Source organism: Roseateles sp. P5_D6 (assembly GCF_054049415.1).
On the sequence record NZ_JBFUMK010000031.1, the window covers coordinates 41,373 to 63,273 of the forward strand.

Annotated in this window: 17 protein-coding genes; 3 read left to right on the top strand and 14 right to left on the bottom strand. The window is 67.4% G+C overall.

Going from position 1 to position 21,901, the window contains the following annotated elements; translation table 11 throughout:
- Nucleotides 1–26 precede the first annotated feature (26 nt).
- From ACXJKM_RS27945 to ACXJKM_RS27970, 6 genes are all read right to left on the bottom strand, one after another.
- Nucleotides 27–473 (bottom strand): hypothetical protein, encoded by a 447-nt coding sequence (locus ACXJKM_RS27945; protein WP_056200374.1) that lies wholly within the window; start codon nt 471–473, stop codon nt 27–29.
- A gap of 169 nt (nt 474–642) precedes the next feature.
- Entirely contained in the window at nt 643–1,296 is a 654-nt protein-coding gene (locus ACXJKM_RS27950) for a site-2 protease family protein (RefSeq protein WP_457320968.1), read from the bottom strand.
- A 5-nt stretch (nt 1,297–1,301) separates the two neighbouring features.
- The gene (locus ACXJKM_RS27955) at nt 1,302–2,126 is read right to left on the bottom strand and encodes a class I SAM-dependent methyltransferase (protein ID WP_457356366.1); all 825 of its coding nucleotides are present in this window, start codon (nt 2,124–2,126) and stop codon (nt 1,302–1,304) included.
- Nucleotides 2,127–2,327: 201 nt separating this feature from the next.
- Nucleotides 2,328–3,263, bottom strand: a complete 936-nt coding sequence (locus tag ACXJKM_RS27960; RefSeq protein ID WP_457356367.1) for a hypothetical protein — start codon at nt 3,261–3,263, stop codon at nt 2,328–2,330.
- A 110-nt stretch (nt 3,264–3,373) separates the two neighbouring features.
- The gene (locus tag ACXJKM_RS27965; protein ID WP_457356368.1) at nt 3,374–4,798 is read right to left on the bottom strand and encodes a hypothetical protein; all 1,425 of its coding nucleotides are present in this window, start codon (nt 4,796–4,798) and stop codon (nt 3,374–3,376) included.
- 286 nt (nt 4,799–5,084) lie between these two features.
- Nucleotides 5,085–5,534 carry a hypothetical protein gene (locus ACXJKM_RS27970; protein WP_457356369.1) on the bottom strand — a complete coding sequence of 150 codons (450 nt, stop codon included), beginning with the start codon at nt 5,532–5,534 and terminating at the stop codon, nt 5,085–5,087.
- A 470-nt stretch (nt 5,535–6,004) separates the two neighbouring features.
- On the opposite strand from ACXJKM_RS27970, the gene ACXJKM_RS27975 reads away from it, so the two are divergent.
- Nucleotides 6,005–6,565, top strand: a complete 561-nt coding sequence (locus ACXJKM_RS27975) for a cytochrome b/b6 domain-containing protein (protein ID WP_457356370.1) — start codon at nt 6,005–6,007, stop codon at nt 6,563–6,565.
- A gap of 77 nt (nt 6,566–6,642) precedes the next feature.
- On the opposite strand, the gene ACXJKM_RS27980 is transcribed toward ACXJKM_RS27975, so the two are convergent.
- Nucleotides 6,643–7,308, bottom strand: coding sequence for a type 1 glutamine amidotransferase domain-containing protein (locus ACXJKM_RS27980; protein ID WP_457356371.1), 666 nt, complete (start codon nt 7,306–7,308; stop codon nt 6,643–6,645).
- Between the two features lie 361 nt (nt 7,309–7,669).
- On the opposite strand from ACXJKM_RS27980, the gene ACXJKM_RS27985 reads away from it, so the two are divergent.
- Nucleotides 7,670–8,398, top strand: a complete 729-nt coding sequence (locus ACXJKM_RS27985) for a substrate-binding periplasmic protein (RefSeq protein WP_457356372.1) — start codon at nt 7,670–7,672, stop codon at nt 8,396–8,398.
- Nucleotides 8,399–8,415: 17 nt separating this feature from the next.
- Here the strand turns inward: ACXJKM_RS27985 and ACXJKM_RS27990 are convergent, their stop codons facing one another.
- The 7 genes from ACXJKM_RS27990 to pedF form a co-directional block, all read right to left on the bottom strand.
- Nucleotides 8,416–10,467, bottom strand: a complete 2,052-nt coding sequence (locus tag ACXJKM_RS27990; RefSeq protein WP_457356373.1) for a TonB-dependent siderophore receptor — start codon at nt 10,465–10,467, stop codon at nt 8,416–8,418.
- Between the two features lie 209 nt (nt 10,468–10,676).
- The gene (locus ACXJKM_RS27995; RefSeq protein ID WP_457356374.1) at nt 10,677–11,864 is read right to left on the bottom strand and encodes a porin; all 1,188 of its coding nucleotides are present in this window, start codon (nt 11,862–11,864) and stop codon (nt 10,677–10,679) included.
- A 238-nt stretch (nt 11,865–12,102) separates the two neighbouring features.
- Nucleotides 12,103–14,589, bottom strand: coding sequence for a TonB-dependent receptor (locus ACXJKM_RS28000; RefSeq protein WP_457356375.1), 2,487 nt, complete (start codon nt 14,587–14,589; stop codon nt 12,103–12,105).
- A 21-nt stretch (nt 14,590–14,610) separates the two neighbouring features.
- Complete coding sequence (locus tag ACXJKM_RS28005) at nt 14,611–15,552, bottom strand: beta-propeller fold lactonase family protein (protein WP_457356376.1); 942 nt, start codon at nt 15,550–15,552, stop codon at nt 14,611–14,613.
- 13 nt (nt 15,553–15,565) lie between these two features.
- Nucleotides 15,566–17,689 (bottom strand): TonB-dependent receptor family protein, encoded by a 2,124-nt coding sequence (locus ACXJKM_RS28010; RefSeq protein WP_457356377.1) that lies wholly within the window; start codon nt 17,687–17,689, stop codon nt 15,566–15,568.
- A 198-nt stretch (nt 17,690–17,887) separates the two neighbouring features.
- Entirely contained in the window at nt 17,888–18,709 is an 822-nt protein-coding gene (locus ACXJKM_RS28015; protein ID WP_457356378.1) for a substrate-binding periplasmic protein, read from the bottom strand.
- Nucleotides 18,706–19,167: a cytochrome c-550 PedF gene (gene pedF / locus ACXJKM_RS28020; protein ID WP_457356379.1), complete on the bottom strand. Its 462-nt coding sequence runs from the start codon at nt 19,165–19,167 to the stop codon at nt 18,706–18,708. The genes ACXJKM_RS28015 and pedF overlap by 4 nt, the downstream gene beginning before the upstream one ends.
- 239 nt (nt 19,168–19,406) lie before the next feature.
- Here pedF and ACXJKM_RS28025 point away from each other — a divergent pair, with 239 nt between their 5' ends.
- Nucleotides 19,407–21,527 carry a sigma-54-dependent Fis family transcriptional regulator gene (locus ACXJKM_RS28025; RefSeq protein ID WP_235532030.1) on the top strand — a complete coding sequence of 707 codons (2,121 nt, stop codon included), beginning with the start codon at nt 19,407–19,409 and terminating at the stop codon, nt 21,525–21,527.
- Nucleotides 21,528–21,901: the final 374 nt, after the last annotated feature.

Here is a 21,901-nt window from a genome sequence, read left to right on the forward strand (position 1 = left end):
TGGCACAGCTGAATGGGCGGGCTGCCTTACTTCAGCACCAGCTCCTGCAACTCCATGCCGCCCGCCAGCTTGCGCATCACCTTGCGCTCGCCGGAGGCCGCGTCCATCTTGTGCTGGTCCATGGCCATGAAGGCCTCGTACTTCTTCTGCACTTCCAGCTGCTGCGCGGTCGTCAGGTAGTCCTTGGACTCGATGGCCAGGATCAGGTCGGGCTCGCCCTCGCGAGCGTTGTTCACCGAGAACACGTGGTACGACACGATGTAGCCCTCCTTCTTGCCGAACTCGTTGGACTTCTTCCAGGTCTTGGCCAGGAAGTCCATGTAGTTCTCGAACTGCCCGGGCTCGACCTTGATATGGGAGAAGTTCCACACCGTGCCCGGCTTGTAGCTGGAGTCCTGGGCGGATGCCGCAGTGCCAACCATCATCAAACCTGCCGCCAACAGCCCCGTCAGCATGTGCTTTGCGTAGTTCATTTTGGATGCCTCCTCACCTGTCGACGCCGGTGACTGCGTTCGCGCGGTGGTGCGCCGGCGCACTGTGCGCCTGCAGGCCCGTTTGCGGTGGGGCGGGCGGCGCCAGGGCGGCGAAGCGTCCTTCATCTTCAGGATGCTCGGGGGGGTGGAAGGGCGGCGAGCTTGATCGTCAAGCGCCGAGGATGAAGCCGCCCAGCGCAACCAGCCACAAGACAAGCACCGCCATCCACGCGAACACCGCCGCGCGCGTAGCGGCGGCCGGCCACCAGCGGGCCAAGCCCAGGCGCCGCCCCAGCACGGCCAATGCCGCGCCGCCATTCAAGTACGGCAGAGGCAGCAGGTTCAACGCTGCGACCTTGGCCGCCAATAACGCGAGGATGACCGCGAACGGCGCCGATTCAGCGAAGGCAGCGATCCGTTGCAGCAGTGCTTGCGCGTCGCCCAGCGGCGAAGTCACACCGGTAAGCCATTGGGCCGGCAAGGCCAGGAAGGCGTCGATACCCGCGCGTCCCTGAAGCGCGACGGCCAGCCCCAGCAACAGCGCGCAGCCGGACAGCACAACGAGCAATTGCGCAGGCACCGAAAGGCGGTCGAGCGCCCTGGGCCATTCCTCTTCAGACAGCCGGTCCTCGACGGAATGCAGGAAGCGCACCGAACCTCCGATGGGCAGGGCCCGAATTTCAAAGAGGCCAGTCGTGAACAGCGCCGGCCCGAAGCCGTAGGAAATCCGTAGAAGCTGCGCGCCGACGGCATGGCCCATGGCGGCCATGGTCAGGAGGTGAAGTGCCGTGACGGCGGCGATGGCCAGGAAGAGATTCAGCATCAGGTTCAGGCCTCGGCCACCAGCACGAAGGCCGGGGCCCAGAAGTAGTCGCTGATGCGCGCCAGGCGCGTGACGCGCCAGCCCAGGCTTTCGAGCTTTTCGCGCCACACCGGCATCGGGTGCTCCCAGTTCGTCGCGGCTGTCTGCGCGTCGAGCTGGCCGAGGAACATCGGGATCAGAAAGCCCTGCGCGACCAGCTCGCGCGTGGCGCCTTCGTACTCGCCCAGGGCGCGCTCGTAGCGCTGCGCGAGCGAGGCCACGTAGGCGTCCGAGCCGCGCTGCAGGTCGGGAATGTCGAACTCCACGATCACCAGCCGCTTCACATGGGCGCGCAACCGGGCGAGGCCGGCCCAGCGTTCGGGCTCGGGAATGGCTTGCAGTGCGAAGGTGGCTTGGGCGAGATCCCAGTGATCGTCGGGCTGGAGCTTGGCGGCGAAGGTGCCCAGGCCCTCGTTCAGCGCCTGTAGGGGCAGCGTGGGCTGCTGGATTTCGGCGCGCGCCACGGCGCTGACCAGCAGCGCGCTCGCGGGCTCCACCAGCGTCAGGCGCTCCAGCGCGTGCGGGTGGGTTGCGGCGGCCAGCGCCGGAAAGAGGGCATGGCCATCGCCGCAGCCGATGTCCAGCAGCGTGCGGACGTCGGGCGTGTAGTGGCTCGCCAGCTCTGTGCTGACGCGCTCATACAGCGGCACATTGCCGCCGCCGCGAATGAAGGCTTCGAAGGCGGCGGGGGAGGTGTAGACCTGGGTGTCTTGGGCGCGGATGGCGTGCTGGCGGAGGGCAGTGCTTAGCAGCGCGAGGTCGGCGGCTGCGCGATGAAGCGTGGTGCTCAAGTCAATTGCCATGCTGGACTCGAGATTTGAGACCTGACCCCGAACTGCGCTCGGCCATGCGCGCGGCACTGTGCTTGCCGGCAGCGCGTTCGCGGGGGCACCTCGTATGCCCTAAGTTGAATCTGCACGGCAGACATGGATTTTCAATCCGAACTTTTGATGTCCAGAAACATGGGCTCGCAATTCATGGAATATATGAATTTAGCGCTTTGCGCGAGCCTTGCGGAAAGCCCGTTCAAAATACGCAAACTGAAAGTCAAGATACTCCTCAAGATTCTTTAGTGCCACAACATCCACCCAGTCCTGCTGATGCCCAAACGTCCCATATTGAATCAGCCGCGCCCATTTAAGTTCTTCTGGTCCTTCAGCCTTCGCATGCCATATGCGACTTTCGATTACAACGACCGGAAGGTAGAGAACAAGACTGCAGGTCTCCCTATCTATAGCTCCCATGGCCGTCTCAAAGGGGCGTTCATGGCGTCTAGCGACTTCTAAATCTGTGCCCACGTCGAAGGCAAACCCGTCCATACGTTCCAGTTGTGTACTGCGCACTGCAGACCGCAATGCCGAAGCCGCTCTCCACAGCACGGAATTGTCCAAGTCTTTCTCCGTTTTTCCATTCGTTTCTCGGAATGCCGTGAAGCAATGGTCAATTGTCGGTGGTCTTACTCTCAACGGAGATGTTCGCATTGAGTTTCTTGGAAAGGCGATTTTTTCTACAAGATGAAGAAAATTGAATATTTCTTGCCGGCTTAGCCCAAATCGAGCGAGGCGTTCCTCTAGCTTTTGTGACGTCGCCTCGCTGTATCCAATCCAGTATTCGTTTTTGTCAAAGCTGGATGGCGTGGCGGCGGGGCCAGCAAATAGTATGTGAAAATCTGAATTCGATTTCACTTCTATAAATACGTTGACACGCACCCAAATGTCACCGCTCTTTCGCCGCTTTGTCCAATGCATGGTCGCGGCAACGTCAAGTTCCCTGGGCTTTCCCGTCTTGTCATCCAAGTAGTATGGGCTGTGTGTTGTTCGCCACCCTATTTTCTTCAGACTGGCTGCAACATGCGCTTCTGCTCTAAGTGATTTAAATGCCTCTGAACGCGCAAGAAACTCGGGCAGTGACTCGTTTTCGGTTGTCATTAGCTATGGAGATTCGTAGGTTGGCGGTCGCTGCCGCAGCCGTCGGAGAGCATGGCTAGGCTCCCCTGCATATTGACTGCAGGTTCGAGGTCAAAGGTTCGGGTCAGGTCTCAAATCTTTAGTTGCGCCGTGAGCGGCGGCGGGGTATCCAGCACGCGCAGCAACTCCACTGCCTGCGGCTCCCCGGCCTCAGCCCGGCGCTTCAGCACCGTCTTCACCCACCGCTCCACCTCCGGCGCCCGCTGCGGCAGTGCCACGACGTCGCCAAGCCGCGCCCAGACCTGGGCGTGGTGGGCGTGCTCATAGCCCTGGATCAACTCGGCCAGATCATCCGCGTTGCCCCCGCGGATGATTTGATGGGCCAGCGTGTCGGCCTGCGGCAGCGGCGATCGTGCGATGGCGTAGCGACCCATCCAAGCCCCCTCGTGCCGTGTGCTGGCTCGGCGCTGGGCCCAGGCCAGCACATCGCGGTCGCCCAGGCTGGCGAGATCGAAGGCGAACTCGTACTGCTCCTCATAAGGCGGGCGGAGGTTGCGCTTCAGCAAGGCGGTGGCGGCAGGTGTCGGATGCTGGACGAACCAAGGCGCCATCCAGCGTTGGTCCTGCGGGCGGGCTTCCCGCAGTGCGCGCAGCATCGCCGGCTGATCACCCTTGCCCGCCACGGCGATGGCGGCGCCAAGCACGCGAGAGCGCAGATAGTCGTTGTGGATGCTGGGCAGTTCGGCCAACAGCCGCGACATGAGCGCGCCGTCACGGGTCAGCGTGATGAACTCGGCCGTGGCGCTGGCGTGCTCGCGCCAGCCGCCGCTGCGCACCAGTTGTTCGAACAGGTTGCGGGCCTCGGGCTTGGGCGCGGACGCCATCGCCCACAGCGCATAGGCCTTCTGGGTGTCATCGGCACTGGGCTGGCGGTAGAGCGCCAGCAGCTCGGCATAGGTCTTGTAGGGGCTCGGCGCCTGGAAGTGCGCCGCGATGTCGTCGGCCAGGGCGGCCGGGTAGCGCTCCGGCGTGGCCTTGGCGTGCGCCTGCAGCGCCAGCAGGGCGGTGCGTTCCTTGGCGGCATCGTTGAGGGCCGCCACGCGGGCGTAGTGGCGTGCGCCGGTCAGCAGGGCGCTGGTTTCCGTGGCCGCCTCGGCCGACGCTGGGGCGTTGAACGAATAGGGCAGCGAGACCAGGCCCTCCTCGGCGGGGCTCGTCAGGAAGAACAGGTAGCTGCTGCCCCGGTGATAGCGGCCAACCATCGGGTGATCCATGGCGTCCGCATCGACGAACGTGCCAGCGGCGCGAAAGCTCGTCAGAACAAACCGGCCCCTCAGCACCTCCCGCACCTCGAAGCTCACGACGCTCTCCACCTCGTCCGAACCCGACCTCCCCGGGATTGCCGACAGCGCCTTGGCCCAGACGATCGTGGGCGCCGCCTTGACGCGCTCATAGGCCGACACCCGGTCCTCGAACTCGGGCGGGCAGGCATTGGCCAAGGGCGCGAAGGCCAGCCAGGCGAACAACAGCCAAGACCAGAGGGAGCGATGCGGCATGGGTGTGAGGCAGGTGCTGGCCGCTCCACCGAGCGGCAGCCTCACTATCCTCGAAACGAGAGACGGCTGGCGTGCGATGAAACCCGAGGACCCGGTCAGCTCGTAGTACAGGCCGTGCCGTCCTTCAGCTCCTGAAAGTCCGTTTCGGAGCCTCAACACCAAACAGGTCTTCGCGCTGATCCTCAAGCCAGCCCAAGCGTTTGAAGTAGGCCTTACGCTGGCCCCCGAGTCCAACCCCCGAACTTGCGTGGATCGTCAGTGAGTTCGCGCGGTTGGGCAGCGGGCCTCAGGCCGAAGCCTGCTCCGCGGGTACCTCCTCGTCGGCGTCCCGGTACCTCGAGTGCCAGGCGTAGGTGGCTCTCATGGCCGTTAGGTAGAAGAGGAAGAAGACGATGGTCAGCGGCACGCCGGACGCCTTGCCCATCTCGTACCACATCGTCAGCTTGCTGATGACGAAGTAGATGAACAGCAGCGTTGAGGCCACCCGGCTCTTGCGAAACACGAAGATCGCAAGCACGACGAGCAGCACGGCATCCACGAGCATGACTGGATCCAGCAAATAGGCCAGGTCCTTGTTTTCCGAGGTGGTCAAGAAACCCGCGATACCAAATGCCAAGGTGAGGCCCGCGGAGATCAGGGCGGCGATGCCCCCGGTCTTGATGGCTTTCGCGCAGGACTCCCTGTCGTGAAAACTGAAGCTGTCCAGGAACGACTTCTTCTCGCCGTATGTGGCCATTGGAGACTCCCTTTTCGAAATGGATGGTGAGTTGCCCAGCGTGAGCCGCTCGATCGGCGGCTTGTGTTGCTGGCCGGGCCGATTTATGTTGCCACGCAGGGCTTGGTGGCCGAACTCTGGCAAACCCAGATGCCTGGGCGCCAGGTGCTATTGCAACGCCACCCCGTTCATCCGCGCCGAGTCCCCCACTACCGGCTTCGACGTCGTCCGGCTCACCCCCCACCAGCGGCACGCTCTTGGTCAGCCCGTAGTACAGGCCGGCCGTCACATTGGTGTTGCTGTGCAGATCAGTAGCCACGCCATCCTTCTGGCCGTGGCCCTCCAGGTGGCTTGGAGCGGCACATGGGTCTGCTTGCGGTTGCCGTTGCGGCCTTCCGGCCGGACTGCGGCTCCGGACCTTGTCGCCCGTCAACTTTCCATTGATTCGGCCCCGCCACAATCCCGGCAACCTGGCTCGCATCCCCGCCTTCATGCCCACCCCCCGCTACGACCCCCTTAGCCGCGTCCTGCACTGGCTGACGGCCATCGCCGTGACCGTGGCCTTCATCCTGGGTCCGGGCGGCTTCGGCCGAATGATGCGCAAGGGCATCGACCCGGCCACGCGGCTGGACATCGTCTGGCATGAGTCCCTGGGCCTGCTGGTGCTGGCGCTGACGCTGCTGCGCCTGCTCTGGGTGGCGCTGCGGCCGGGCAAGCCGCGCTTCGAGATGGCGGCGTGGATGCATGGGCTCTCAAAGCTGGTGCACGGCGTGCTGTGGGCCTTGATGCTGGCCTTGCCGGCCACGGCCTTGCTGGCCCTGGGCAGCGAGCACCATCCGCTGACGCTGCTGGGCGGCGTGCGGGTGGACGAGTTCCCCTGGATCGCCGGCTCGCGCCTGGGCGAGGCGGCGGACTGGGGCGACGTGCACGGCCTGCTCGGCGACGTGCTGATGTGGCTGGCCGGCCTGCACGCGCTGGCCGCGCTGTATCACCACTTCCTGCGCCGCGACGGCGTGCTGGCAGCGATGCTGCCCTGGCAGAGCAAGCGCTGAGCCGCTGGCTCGGCCGCAAGCGGCGTTGCCGGGTCATGGAGGCGGCAACGCCGCCGTTCAAGGCGTCGATGCAAAGGTCAGCGGCCCGAGAGCGCAGCGACCAAGGCCTTCGCCACGGCTTCGCTCGAATTCGGGTTCTGGCCGGTGATCAGATTGCCGTCCTGCTCCACGTGGCTCAGCAGGGGCAGCAGCGCGGAACGGAAATCAGCACCGCTGGCCTTCATCTCGTCTTCCAGCAGGAAGGGGACGACGGCCTTCAACCGCGCGAGGAATTCTTCGGCATTGGTGAAGCCGGTGACGCGGCGGCCCTGGAAGAAAGGCTGGCCGTCGGCGCGCCTTGCGTGCACCAGCGCGGCCGGGCCGTGGCAGACGGCCGCAATCACCTTGCCGGCCGCGTCGTGCCGCGCTACCAGCGTGTGCAAGGTGGCGTCCTTGGCCAGGTCCATCATCGGGCCGTGGCCCCCGGGGATGAACACGGCGTCGAAGGTCTCGCCCTGCACGGACGCCAGCGTCACGCTGTGCCCCAGCGCTTCCAGCGGCATGGCCCATTCCTTGCGCTGCTTGTCGCTCGGTTCCGTCTTGGGGTCCAGCGGCACGGGGCCGCCCCGGGGCGATGCGACCGTGACGGCGATGCCGGCCTCGATGGCAGCCAGGTAGGGCACGGCGAACTCCTCCAGCCACAGGCCGGTCTGATGCTCTGGCGAGAGTTGTGTGGCACTGGTGGTGACGAAAAGGGCGCGCATGGATGGTCTTCAAAGTGGCTACGCGCCAATCTAGGTTGCTGTCAGCTCGGGCCTTGTAGGCGGCAATGCCGCTCGCAACCGCGCGCACGCCTGAAAGCGCTCGCTTCTTCCACCAGCTCGCGACGCGGGCCGTCAGAGCTGGGTGTGCAGCACCATCTGCGGCCCGAGCAGCGCGTTCAGCCGCGGGCTCGCTGGAACTGGCGCTTTCGGGTGATCATGCAAGCCTTGCAACAGTCCCTGCCCACACTGCCTCATTGATCGCCAAGTGTTGCAGTTGGGACTTGAGCCGCCAACCGTCAAGGAATACAAGGGCTCGAATATGGCTGTGAACTGTGCTTCGAACGCCGGAAAGGCTGGGTGCATGATCGCGTTCGCCGTTTCCTGCGCTCTGGCCGGTTCTTGCTGGGCGGCGGATCGGAGGCTGAGCATCGTCACGGAGGAGTGGGCCCCATATAACTACAGTGAAGATGGCGCACTGACAGGGTTTTCGGTAGAAGTCGTCCGGGCGATTGCCCAGGCGCTCAACGCAGATATCGATATTCAGCTGATGCCCAGCATGCGCGCCAAAGCATCGCTGGAAGGCAATCAAAGAACGATGCTGATCACGATGTTGCGAACCCCGGAACGCGAGACCAAATACAAATGGATTGGCCCGCTGGGCGACAGTTCCATTTATTTCTACAAGCGCAAAGGCAATCCTCTTGAAGTCTCGACACTCGAGGACACCAAGAAGGTTCGCTCGATTTGCTCCCGGCGCGGTGGCCTGACGACTTCCAGGATGCAGGCAGCAGGCTTCACCAACCTTGAGGCAGGCGCATCCGACGGCAAAGCCATTTACAGGATGTTGATATTCGGCAGATGCGATTTGGCCGTCAGCGATTCACCGTTGGGCGTCATCCATCTGTTGAAGCAAATGAACTATTCGTTGGATGCGGTCGTTCAAACGCCCGTCAAACTGATCACCTCTCCCATCTACATTGCCTGCAGCAAGGACATTTCCGACGCGGAAATCGCTCGCTGGCAGGCGGCGCTCGATAAGCTGAAGGCTTCAGGCGCCTTTCAAGCCATACTCAAAAAATATAGTGAGTAACCGGCTTTGTTGAGTGTTCAGAATTTATATCTCGCCGAGAGCATGTAACTGCGCCCCGCGCCGGGCAGAACCCAGGCCTGCATATAGGAACTGCTGTAGTACAGCCGGTCGAGCAGGTTGTCGATATCGAGGGACGCGCGCCACTGCTTGCCCAGTTGCAGCGAGCCGATCAGCTTGAGCGTGGTGTAGCCCGGCAGCTTGAAGTTGTCGGCTGCGACCAGCGGTGCCACGGCCCCCTCGCGTTCGCCCACATGGTTGATGCCCGCGCCCAACGTCGCGCTATTGGCTCCCAGCAGGAAGGCCTGCACCAGCATCAGATTGGCGCTCTGGCGCGGTACGTTGGCCAGGCGCCGGCCGACCAGGAAGGCATTGCTGTCGCGGGTCACCTGGGCATCGGTCCAGGCGTAGGCAGCCGTCAGACGCAGCCCGGGCAGGACTTCGCCCGAGATGTCGAACTCCAGGCCCCGGCTGCGCACCTCGCCGGCAGCCACCGAGAAGTTGTTCGGGTCCAGCGGGTCGGGGGTCAGCACGTTGTTCTTCGTGATCCTGTAGATCGCCAGCGTGCTGCTGGTCTTGCCGTCCGCGGTGTCGAACTTGACCCCCAGCTCGCCGGCCCTGCCCGCTTCAGCGGGGAAGGACTGGAACGCCCGGCTGACGCCGCTGTTGGGGCGAAAGCTCCTCGACGCCGAGGCGTACAGCGACAGCGTCTTGCTCGGCTGGTAGACCAGGCCGACGCGCGGCGTGGTGGCGCTGAGGGACTGGGCGGTCGTGATGCCGTTGCGGCGGTTCAGGAGCGATTGGTCGTAACTGTCATGGCGCACGCCCAGCAGCATCTTCCACTGCGGTGACAGGTCGATCTGATCCTGGCCGTAGACCGACCTTGAGCGCTGCGCCTCTCGGGTCCAGGTGGTCAGGGGCATGGGCGGGGCCACCTGGCCATAGACCGGCTCGTAGATGTCGATCACGGAGGCTTCGGCGACGCGGTACTGCTTGCGTTGATCGATAAACCTGTAGGCATCTGCGCCAACCAGCAACTGGTGCACCAGGCCGCCGACACGCAGCTTGCCCAGCAGCTCGAAGCGGCCCGACATGTCCAGCGCCGAGTTGTCGCGGCTGCGGCGCTGGCGCACCAGGCTGCGGTCGTCGGCCAGCAGGAAGCGGCCCTCGGTCGAGATCCCGTTGATCGAGCTGTCGCGGTGACTGAAGCCGGCCTGGATCGCCCAGTCGTCGTTGAAGTCGTGCTGGATGAAGATCTGGTGGCCGGTCGTCTCGGTGGCGTGCGGGCCGTCGCCGGGCTCGCCCAGGAAGCGCGAGCGGGGCAGGCGGCCCAGTTCACCGTGGATCGCGACGATGCCGCGGTCGAAGTTGGCGCGCTGCCTGGCGTGCTCCAGCTCGTAGGAGACGGTGGTGGCATCGCCGGCCCGCCACAGCAGGGACGCCGCCACCATATGGCGCTCGGAGCGCACATGGTCGCGGTAGCTGTCGCCCTTCTCGCTGGCGGCGTTGAGCCGGTAGGCCAGGCGCTCGCTGAACGGGCCGGTCAGGTCAGCCGTGCTGCGCAGGCGGCCAAAGCTGCCGCCCGAGACCTCCAGCGCATGGCCGGGCTGGAACAGCGGCTTCTTGGTCACGATGTTGACCGTGCCGCCCGGCTCGCCGCGCCCGTAGAGCGCCGAGGCCGGCCCCTTCAGCAGCTCGATCATGGCGGTGTTGGCGGTATCGCGCAGCCCGTTGTAGCCGCGGCTGTGGTTGAAGCCATTGACCATGTAGTCGGAACCGAAATTCGGGTCGCCCGTGAAGCCGCGCATCGCGTAGCTGTCCCACAGCCCGCCGAAATTGCTCTGCCTGGCGATGCCACTGCCGAGCTCCAGCGCGTCGGCCAACTGGGTCACACCCGCGTCCGCCAGCATGTCGGCTGACAGCACGCGCACGCTCTGCGCCAGGTCGCGGATCGGCGTGTCGGTCTTCATCGCACCGGTGACGAAGAGGCTGCGATAGGGCTGCCTTGCCGCTTCAACTCTCACGGCCTCCAGCTTGTTGCCTTCGGTGCCGGCCGCAGTGACCGGTGGCATGGCTACGGGCTGCGACCAGGCGCCGGCACAGCAAGCCGCCTGGATGAGTGCCGCCATCGCGGCATGAAAAGAGCGGCGCCTGGATTGCAAGTCAGCTCCGGGTCAATCGGGCCTCAGTTTGCCTCGGCGCTGGCAGGCCTGCCAGGAGTCTGCGCCGCGCGACCCGCACGGCGGCGGCGCGGACTGCTTTCGCAGCCGCGCAACGCGAATCAGATATTTGCCAGGATTAACGCCCTCGCCGCGTCGCCGCGAGGGCCGTGCGATAGGTCAGAAGAACACGATCCCCCCAGTGCTACGCCGCTCATCTTGGCGCCGCTGCCGGTCACCGGCTTCGACGTCGTCCGGCTCACCTCCCCCACCAGCGTCACGCTCTTGGTCAGCCCGTAGTACAGGCCGGCCGTCACATTGGTGTTGCTGCGCAGGTCGCTCGCCACGCCATCCTTCAGCTTGCTCTCGCCCCAGTTCAGGCCGAACTTGGTCTTGGCCGTGGCCTGCCAGGTGGCTTGCAGCAGCACGTTGGTCTGCTTGCGGTTGCCGCTGTCGCCGTCGGACAGCACGCCCAGGCCCTTGCCCGATTGCAGATTGGCCGCGAAGCCCAGCGCGCCGAGGCTGACGCTGGCGCCGACCTCGGCGCCGTTCATCGTGAAGCTGGCAGCGCCGCCGGTGCCTTCGAACTTCTGGTGCTTGACGCCCACCCAGGCCTTGCCGCCATTGAACTTGGCGGTGGCCAGGGCTTGCAGCTGCGGCTCGTTGCGGCCGATGGCGGCGCCGGCGTCGACGGGGCTCATCAGCGCCACCGTGGCCGAGAAGCCGCCGCTGGCGGGCAGGCTGTAGGCGATCTGGCCATACGTGCCGAGGTAGGTGTAGCCGGAGCCGATGTGGCCCAGCGTGACGCGGTTGCGCTGGGTGGCGCTGACGGGGGCGCCGGCGCCGAGCAGGGTCATGTCGCCGAGGATGGCGGACTGGCCGAACAGGCCGTAGTCGCGGCCGAGCTTGACGCTGCCCATGTCGGCATTGCCGAAGGTGACGAAGCCCTGGCGCACGTCGACGTTGCTGTTGTTGGGGATGGCGTCGCCCGAGGCGACGGCCGCGCCGATCATCAGCGTGGCTTGGATGTCATAGCCGTCCTGGCGCGTCTTGGCCGTGGTGGTGAGGGCATTGGGCAGCAGGCCGTTGCCGATGACGGTGCGGCCATCGGTGCCGCCGCAGCCCAGGCCCTTGGTCGCCAGCGCCACGCCGCCGACGGCCTGCGAGCCGGAACAGCTGGTGTGGGTGTAGTAGGCGTTGATGATGCCGCCCAGGCTCAGGTCCCATTCGCCGGCCTTGAAGTCGGCGGCGTGGGCTGTGCCCGCGGCGGTGAGCGCGGCGGCGATGAAGGTGCGGGTGTTGATGTTCATGTTGTCTCCGGTTGTGGTTTTGGGCAGGGTGCTTTGCGCAAGCGCTGTGCCAGTACCGGGCTGGAGCGAAGTGCCCACGCGGGCGTTGCCGCGCGGCGCAGTGGGAGCCATGACGCGTGCCGCGCTGGCACGCTGCTGCGGGTGTGCCCCGACGCGGGCTGTTGCGTGGCGCGGGCGCGCGCTGTGCCGCCGTGCAGCGTGGGTGTGGAGGCGCGCAGCAGTGCCCGAGGGCTTCTCGCTAGAAGTTGAACTTCACGCCCACCGCCACGCTGCGCGGTGCAGCGGGTGCGTAGAACGTCGCGTGGCGCAACGGGCGGTCGCCGTTCGCGTTGGCGGCGAAGGGCCGGCTCTGAAAATTGCCCGCGCTGTCGAAGCCCGTGGGGCCGAGCTGCGCGGCCGTGGCGTAGTCGCGGTCGAACAGGTTGTTGACCTGGGCGAAGAGCTTGAGCCCCTTCATCGGCTTCCAGGCCGCGTTGACGTTGACCACCGCGTAGCCGGCGCTGCGGCCCGCGCCGAGGTAGTACGTGTCATCGGGCCGGTGCAGGCCGTTCTCGTTGCCGCGCGCTGCTGCGCCGCTCATCGCGATGGCGTCGGCGCCGAGCGACCACGCATCGCCGAGGTCGAGATCGGCATAGAGCTTGAGCATGCGGCGCGGCACCAGCGGCATGTGGTCGCCGGGGCGGATGGCGATATTGCCGTTCACGCCGGGCAAGCCCGCCTGCGCCGCATCGTTGCTGCTGTTGGACGCGCCGTTGACGCGCTCGGCCGTGCGGTAGGTGGCGTCCAGCAGCGTGAGGTTGATGCCCGCCGTCAGGCCCTTGGCGGGCTGCCCGCTCAGGCCCAGTTCCACGCCCTGGCGGCGGGTCTTGCCAAAGTTCTTGAAGTAGCCAAAGCCAGCCGCGTCATCGGCGACGAAGAGCAGGTCGTCGCGGTTGTCGGAGCGGAACACGCCGACGCTCCAGGCCAGTGGCCCGCCAGACGCACCGCGGATGCCCGCCTCGATGGTCGTCGTGACGACCTGCCTGAGCGGCGGGTCGCCGGCCATGGCGTTGGGCAGCTTGCAGGGGTTGGCCGGGTCGGCACAGCCCAGCTCGATGGAGGACGGGTCGCGGCTGCCCTGGCTCACGCCGGCCCAGGCGTTGACGCCGGCCACCGGCGTGAAGGTCAGGCCCAGCGCGGGGTTGAGGCGGCTGAAAGCGTGGTCGCCGTCCAGTGAGCCCGGGCCGGCGCCTGGCGTGATGGCATCGCGGTTGCGCGCCGTGCTGTGGTTGTAGCGGGCGGACGCGGTCAGGTGGGTGGCGCTGGCCACCGTGAGCACGGTGCTGGCGAACAGGCTGAGCGTGCGTGTGCGGCCCGCCAGGTCCACGCGGGTGTCGTAGGGCGCGCCGTCCACGTTGCCGCCGCCCACGCCATCACCGAAGGCGCCGACGCCGGTGATGCTGCGGTCGGCGTTCAGGTAGCCCAGCTCCGAGGCCTGCACGAAACGGCTGCGGCTGAAGTCGGCCGCCACGCCGATCAGGGACTGACTGGGCAAGCCAAGCAGCCGACCGTCGTGGCTGAGCTGGGTGGTGAAGCCGGCGTTGTGCTGGTTCGTGCGGGTCTGATTGATGACGCCATTGCACTTCTCGCCAGGCTCGTCCTTCAGCAGCGCCTGGGCGATGCAGCGCCATTTCGGGAAGGGCGTGTTGGCCGCGCTCTCGCCCGCGGTGGGAAAGCCGGTGTAGCCGGCAGCCGCCAGCGCGGCGCGCTCGGCGGCACTGGGCTGGTAGAGCGACTGGTCGAGCGCGTCGTCGTTCAGGTCGCCGTTGTAGGTGCGCGTGCGGATGCTGCGGACGTAGGCGTTGCCGGCCAGCATCCACTGCTCGCCGAGCGAATGAGAAAGCGCGAGGTTGAGCAGTGCCGCGCGGTTGCGGGTGTTGTCCGGCCGCGTGTAGACGCTGGCGCGGTCGCGTTCGAGAAAGCGTTGCTCCTGCAGGCCGTTGCCGTTGAGGTCGGTGTCGGCGAGCGACGCGGTCAGTGCAATGTCGGTGTCAGCGCTGCGGTGGCCGAGCTTGGCGAAGAGCTGGTTCACGTCGGACTTTGAATCGACCCGCCAGCCGCGCTCGCGGAACTTGTGGCCGGCCGTGTACCAATGCGTGCCCTCGCCGTCATGGCCGCCCACCTCGAACTCGGCGGCGCGGTGGCCGTGTGAGCCGGCCGTCAGCTGCAGCGACGTGCCCGGTTGCTTCAACCCGTCCTTGGTCTGCACGCTCAGGGCGCCGCCCAGCGTGTTGAGGCCGAACAGCGGGTTGGAGCCCGGGTTGAGCGCGATGGAAGCGATGGCCGCCTTGGGAATCAAGTCCCAGCTCACCACGTCGCCAAACGGCTGGTTCAGCCGCACGCCGTCGAGGTAGACCGACAACCCCTGCTGCGAGCCCAGCAGCGGCGAGGCCGTGTAGCCGCGGAAGTTGACGTCGGCCTGCAGCGGGTTGCCCTGCATCTCGTTGAGGTGGACGCTGCCCAGGCGCCGGTTCATGAAGCTGGCGAGGTCCAGGGCCTGGCTGCGCTCCAGGTCGGCGGCGCGGGCGGTCTGCACGGCGGCGGGGATCCAGTCGCGCGGGATGTCGACGCCGGCCACCGGCGACACACCGACGACCTGAACCCGTTCGAGCTGGATCTGGGCGTGAGAGGCGGACGCATAGGCGAGTGCCAGCGCCGCCCAGCAACTGCTGTGGCGGTGAGTCATGGGGTTCCCCGGTTGCCGTTGCTAGCGGATCACCACGCCCCAGGGCAGCTTGCCCACCGCCACCTCGGCCACGCGCTGCAGCGTCTCGGTGTCGATGACCGACACCGCGCCCGAGCGCCCGCAGGCCACGTAGAGCTTGCGGCCATCGGGCGTCAGCGCCATGTTCCACGGCCGCTGGCCGACCGGGATGGTGGCGACCAGGGCCATGCGCTCCACGTCCAGCACCGAGACGGTCGCATCGCCGCCGTTGGAGATGAAAACGCGCCTGCCGTCGGGGTGCACGCTGATGCCATTGCTCTTGGGCCCGGCCATCAGTTTGTCCTGCACCGAGAAGGTCTGCATGTTGATGACGTAGATCTCGCTGGACATCTCGGCCGCGACAAAGGCCCGCCGCCCGTCGGGCGAGAAGCCGATGCCGCGCGGCCGCGTGCCGACGGGGATCTGCGCGACCTGGGCGCGCTTGTCCACGTCGATGACGTCCACGGCGCTGCCTTCCTCGGCGCTGACCAGCACCCAGCGCCCGTCGGGGCTGAAGACGGCGTGCTCGGGGTTCCTGCCCTTCACCTTGACGGCGAAGCTGCGCGCCATGGTGCGCGTGTCGACGAAGACGATCTCGTTGGCCTCCTCCACGGCGGCCACGACCCAGCGGCCGTCGGGCGACTGGCCCAGGCCTTCGGGCGACTCGCCGAGCGGGATCTCGCCGGCCTGGCGCCTTGCGGTCAGGTCGATGACGACGAGGCGGTTGCCGGGCTGGTCGCTCACGTAGGCGCGGCGGCCGTCAGGGCTGATGACGGCGCCGCGCGGCTTGGCGCCCGCGGGCAGTTCGTAGAGCACGGCGTCGGTGGCGGTGTCGATGACGCTCAGCGTGCCGGAGCCCTCGTTGGACACATAGGCCAGTGGGCCGGCTTGGGCCTGGGCTACTGCCGCGGCAAGCAGGGTCAGGGTGGGCAACAGGCGGGCCATGAAGGTCTCCGGTTCAGAAGCGATAGCTCAGGTTGGCGCTGGCGAGGAAGGTGCGGCCCGGTGCGGGTTCGAAGAAGCGGCCGTTGCCGTCGTTGACGATGACGGAGCCGGCGTAGCGGCGGCCCGCGAGGTTGTCCACGCGCAGCAGGGCGCCCAGCTCCCAGGGGCCGAGGCTGAGCTGATAGCCCGCGTGTGCGGCCAGCGTCGCGTAGCCGGGGGCGGCGTCGTTGTTGAGGTCATTGACGTAGACCTTGCTCAGCGCGCGCGCCTCGGCGCCGAAGCGCCAGCCGCCTGCGGGTTGCCAGGTCAACGCGCCGTAGACCGCCGTGCGGGCAATGCCGGGGATGCGGTTGTCGGCCGCGACCTGTTGGTTGGCGGCGGCGCAGGGCGTGGCGGTGCAGGTCAGGAAGCCGTCGCGGTAGCGCGCGTCCAGCCAGGTGGCGGCGACTTGCGCCTGCAGCGTGCTCGCGAGCTGGAACGAGCCCGACGCCTCCAGGCCGCGGCGGCGCGTGGCGCCGGCGTTCTGGTAGGTGGCGCGGCCGCCCAGGTTGGTCTGCGTGACGATCTCGTGCTCGGTGCCGGTCTGGAACAGCGCCAGCGCTAACTCGGCGCCATCCCACGGCCTGGCCTTGATGCCGGCCTCCACGCTGCGGCTCAGCGACGCCTGCAGGCCGAAGTTCAGGCCCGTGGCGCCGCTGGGGCGGTAGGCCAGCTCGTTGAGCGTGGGCGTCTCGAAGCCGCGGCCGGCGGTGGCGTAGACGCGCAGGCGCTCGCTGACCGCGAAGCTTGCGCCCAGCACCGGCAGCGTGGCCGAGTAGCTGGCGGCGCCGCTGTCGTCGGGGTTGGTCTTGGTGATGTAGGCGTCGGTCGAGCGGAAGCTGACCTTGGCGCGGCGCACGCCGGCGTTGAGCAGCCAGGCCGGCGTGGGCCGCCATTCGGCCTGCAGATAGGGGTCGGCGTTGCTGACGTGGTTGGTCTCGTCGCGGCGCAGGGCACCTTGCACGCCCAGCGTCGTGCCGATGAAGTTCTGGGTGCCGACGCGGTGCTCGCTCAGCTCGTCGGCGGCCACGCCGGCGATGACGCTGGCGGTGGCACTTTTCCAGCGCCAGCGCACATCGGCACCCTGGTAGTCGCGCGCCAGGTCGATGACGCCACCGGGGTGCAGCGCATTGGCCTGGGTCGCGACCGGGATGGACTGGAACTGCATCGTCGTGCGGTGGCCCTGGTAGACCATCACGCGCAGGGTGTTGGCGCTGTCGATGCCGTGCTCCAGCACCAGGCCGCCCTGCTGCTGCTTCATCGTCTTGCGGGTGTTGAAGCTCAGCGCGCCGGGGTCGACGCCGCGCGGGTCGGCCTGCCATTGGGCACGGGTCAGGCCGAGCGGATCCTGGGCCTCGGGCAGCTCGACGCTGTTGGCGATCAGCGTCAGCTGCGTGTCGGCGCCGAGCTTGAAGTTCAGCCGCGCATTGCCCAGGCGGCGCTCGGTCTGGCTGTGCTGGCGGTAGCCGTCGGTCTCAAAGCGGCTGGCGCCGAGCGTGTAGCCGATGGCGCCTGCGGTGCCGCTGGCAGACGTGGCCACGCGACGCAGGCCGTCGCTGCCAAAGCTGACGCCGGCGTCCAGGCGCGGCGGGCCGGCGGGGTTTTCGGAATAGATGCTGATGACACCGCCCGAGGAGTTGCCGTACAGCGCCGAGAACGGACCGCGCAGCACCTCGACGCGGCCCACGGTGCCGATCTCGACGTTGGTGATCTGGCCCTGGCCGTCGGGCAGCGTGGCGGGGATGTCGTCCACGTAGACACGCACGCCGCGGATGCCGAAGCTGGCCCGCGCGCCGAAGCCGCGCACGGAGATCTGCACGTCCTGGGCGTAGTTCTGGCGGTCGCGTGCCAGCAGGCCCGGCACTTGCCCTAGGCCCTCGGAGATGTTGACCTGGGCGCGGCCGGCGCGCAGCGCGTCGCCGTCGATGCGGTTGATGGAAGCGGGCACGTCGAAAGGCGTGGCTTCAGTGCGCGTGGCGGTGATGACGACAGGTTCGAGGACGGTCGGTGCGGGTGCGGGTGCGGCGTGGGCGGCCGCGCTGGCGGCTGCCAGTGCGAGTGCCGTCCTTCGCGCCGCGGGCGCGAATCTCTTGTTCATGGGTATCTCCAGATGCGATCGGGCCGGCTCGAAGCTCAGAGGGTGAGAGGGAATCCGGCGTGGCCGAGAGGGCTTCCCAAATCGCCCCGATTTAGGCGCAAAGCGCAGCCGTAGCTCAGGCTACGGCGAGCATTTGCAACGACGAGCGGGGTGTTTTGGGGAGTCAAAGCGGGCATGCGGGATTTCCTTTCACCCTCTTCAGACCGGACGCCAGGCCACTTTGTACTTGGTGAAGATCTCGGCGACGCGGCCTTGGCTGACCAGTTGGTTCAACGCGTCCTGCAGGGCCTGGGCGAGATCGGTGGCGTCGCGCTTCACGGCCATGCCTGCGGCCCAGCCGTCGCGCGTCGCCCGCGGCGACGGCAGGGGCTCGATGCGGTAGGCCGCGTCGCCAGCCAGCACCGTCTCCAGCTCCGACGCCAGGCCGGCGGCGGCGGCCACTTCGCCGCGCTGCAGTGCGCGGGCGGCCTCGCAGCCGTCCTTGAACTGCGTCAGCAGCTGCTCCCGGTAGGCGCCTCCGTCCGCACCGATCATCAGCCAGCCGGCCAGCGTCTGGCCGGGCACGGCCACGCGGCGTGTGCCGAGCTGGGACAGCGTCTCCAGCCGTGGCAGCTCATCCACACGCCGCGCCAGCATGACGCGCTCACGGTAGTAGGGGCCGAAGATGCGGGCCTGCGGCGTGGCCTCGATCAGCGGGCGGTCCACCGGCACGTGCATCAGCACGTCGGCCGGGCCGTGGCCGAGGTAGTGGCCCTTCCAGACCATGTTGCGCAGGTCGTCGTTCATGTTCTCGTCGGCATTGAAGGCCAGCGGCGCGAACTTGACGCCCAGGGCCTCGGCCAGCGCCTGGCCCAGCTCCATGTCGATGCCCTTGCCCTTCACATGGAAGGGCGGCATGTCCTCGTACAGGCCGACGATGAGCCGGCCGCGCTCGCGCACCTGGGCGAGGGTGGCGGCGCCCGCCCCCGTGCCGGTGAGGGCGCTGGCGGCGGCCCAGGCGAGGATGTGGCGCCGGTTCACAGCGGCTTCTCCCGGCGCACTTCCAGGTAGGACTTGATCGCCCACATCGCTTCCTGCGTGAACACGCCCTCGAAAGGCGGCATGTAGACGGCGCCGTTGCGGCTGCGGCCGTGGCGCACGGTGTTCAGGAAGTAGTCGTCGTTCTCCTTCACGCAGGCGGCCTTTTTGGCGGCGTCCTTCAGCGTGCTGCAGTCGTTGTCCAGCCGGCGCAGGTCGGGCGCAATGCCGCCCGAGATGGCCTCCAGGCCGTGGCAGCGCGCGCAGTTCTGGTTGAAGGCCGAGCTGCCGATCTTGATGGCGGCCTCATCGCCGCGAAACGGGTTCTCGGGTCGCCAGCCTTCGTCCAGCTGGGGCAGGCTGCTGGTGTCCACGGCCTGGGGGGTGACGTCGCCGTGGGCCCAGGCCACGACGGCCGCGACGCACAGGCTGCCGGCGATGTAGCGGGGATGGAATTTCATGGGTTGTCTCCGGTCGTTGTCTGGGTTTGCAGGCCCGTTCGGGCTCTGTCCCTGCGCTGCAAGCGACATGCCAGGACGGAACTGTTCCAACCTGGAACAACGACCGTGTCGGCGCTTGACCTGTGTCATGGACAGTCGAACCGCTTTGGGACACGATGGCCGCCAGACACAGACAGGCGTGGCACCGACCGCGCCGCCGCCGAGACAAGCCTGCAACAGGCAGGCGCATGAGAGCCTCTATGCCCACCATCGAGACCGAAGCGCCGGCCAGCCCGGCGCCGCCGGGGCCCCCACGACAGGCCTTCATCGAGCGCAGCCACCAGCGCAGCGAAGCGCTGGGCCTGAAGCGCCACGAGAAAAGCGGGCTGGACCCGATGATCCGCAGCGACCTCAACCTCGCGCGGGAACGCAACCAACGTCTGTACACCCACGCCGCGCCGGTGATGCAGCTGCTCTACGAGCAGATCGTCAACACCGAAAGCATGATCGTGCTGACCGACGCGCAGGGCACCATCCTGCACGCGGTGGGCGACGACAGCTTCCTGGCCCGCGCCCACCGCGTGGCGCTGGCGCCGGGTGAGAACTGGGCCGAGCATGCCAAGGGCACCAATGCCATCGGCACGGCGCTGTTCGAGGAGGTGCCCACGCTCGTGCATGGCGGCGAGCACTTCATCCACGCCAACAACTTCCTGACCTGCTCGGCCTCACCCATCTTCGACCCGCGCGGCAACATGCTCGGCGTGCTGGACGTGACGGGCGACCACCGCGGCTACCACCAGCACACCATGGGGCTGGTGCGCATGTCGGCCCGCATGATCGAGAACCACTGGCTCTCTGACGACTACAACAACCGCCTGCGCCTGCACTTCCACAGCCGGCCCGAGTTCATCGGCACGCTGCTCGAAGGCATCCTGGTCGTGTCGCCGGAAGGCCGGCTGCTGGGCGCCAACCGCGCCGCGCTGGACCAGCTCGGCGTCAGCGGCGCGGAGCTGCGCATGCGCAGCCTGAGCAGCCTGCTGGGCACGACGCCGGCGGCCATCTACGACCATTTCCGCATGCCGATGTCGCCGCCGATGCAGCTGTGCCTGCCTACGGGCCAGAGCTTCTTCGTCAGCGCTCGCTTCGACTGGCCGTCGCGCCCGGTGGTGGGAGGGCTGCGCAATGCGGAGATGGCCGACGTCATCGATGCGCGCGAGCCCTCGCAGGGCACCAGCTCGCTGCGCGAAGGCGAATGGACCGGCGGTGTGCCCAGCCCGGACGCGCCGGCCCAGCCGGCGGACATCGTGGCGACGGCGGCCACGGCCAATGGCGCCCAGCGCTTCTCCGGCCTGCAATACCTGCGCACCGGCGACCCACAGCTGGAGACCGTCATCCAGAAGGTCAAACGCGTGCTGGACCGCGGCATCCCGCTGCTCATCCTGGGCGAGACCGGCACCGGCAAGGAGTTGCTGGCCCGCGCGGTGCACCACGACTCGGTGCGCGCCCGCCAGGCCTTCGTGGCCGTGAACTGCGCGTCCATCCCCGAGAGCCTCATCGAGGCCGAGCTGTTCGGCTACGAGGAAGGCGCTTTCACCGGCGCGCGGCGCAAGGGTGCGCCGGGGCGGCTGGTGCAGGCCAACGGCGGCACGCTGTTCCTGGACGAGATCGGCGACATGCCGCTGCCGCTGCAGGCGCGGCTGCTGCGCGCGCTGCAGGAGCGCAGCGTGACGCCGCTGGGCAGCACCAAGTCCATCGCGGTGGACATCGCCGTCATTGGCGCCACGCACCGCAACCTGCGCGAGATGATTGCCGCGCAGACCTTCCGCGAGGACCTCTACTACCGCCTCAACGGCCTGGCCCTGCGCCTGCCGGCGCTGCGCGAACGTACCGACGTGGAAGCCATCGTGCGGCGCATCCTGCAGGCCGAGCGCCCGCAGGACACGCCCGAGCTCAGCCCCCAGGTGCTGGGCATGTTCCGCCGCTACCAATGGCCGGGCAACATCCGCCAGCTGGCCAATGTGCTGCGCACGGCGGCGGTGATGTCGGCGGGCGAGCGGCTGGTGACGACGAACCACCTGTCGGATGACTTCCTCGAAGACATGCAGCGCGCTGTGGGCGGCATGACACCGGCCCCGCCGCCCGCGCTGGCGCCGGCCTGGCCGCCCTTCGAGCCGCATGCCGCGCTTCCTGCACTGGTCGCACCGGCCGCAGCTGCCGCGGAGCCCGCGAGCGCGCGCACGCTGGAGCAGGCCGAGATCGACATGATCCGCGCCACGCTGGACGCAGCGGGCGGCAACATCTCGCTGGCCTCCAAGCAGCTAGGCATCAGCCGCAACACGATCTACCGCCGGCTGCGCTGGAACACGCCCAGGGCCTGTTAACGCTACGGCAGTAGGTCGCGAAGGTCAGCCGCCAGGGGCCAATCAAGGCGCAGTGCGCCGCCCGCATTGATATGCGGGCAAGCGGTGCAACGCTGAGTGGCCCCTGGCGGCTGACCTTCCCTTCGGGTTGTAGCCAGAAAGCCCGCGCGCGGCGTTGCGACGCCTCGCTTGGGGCCTCCCCTCGCGTCGTTCCGCGCCTTGCTCGCGGGCTCTCGGGCAACAACGCGGCCTGCTGCCGTAGCGTTAACAGGCCCTAACAGTGGTTCCCGGGCCTCAATGCAGGCCCGGGACTTTCCCGGGGGAAGTGCTGCACCGCGCTGTGCCGAACTGGAGCAAAACCCCTCATTGACGCCGGCTGCAACGGCGTTCTGGCA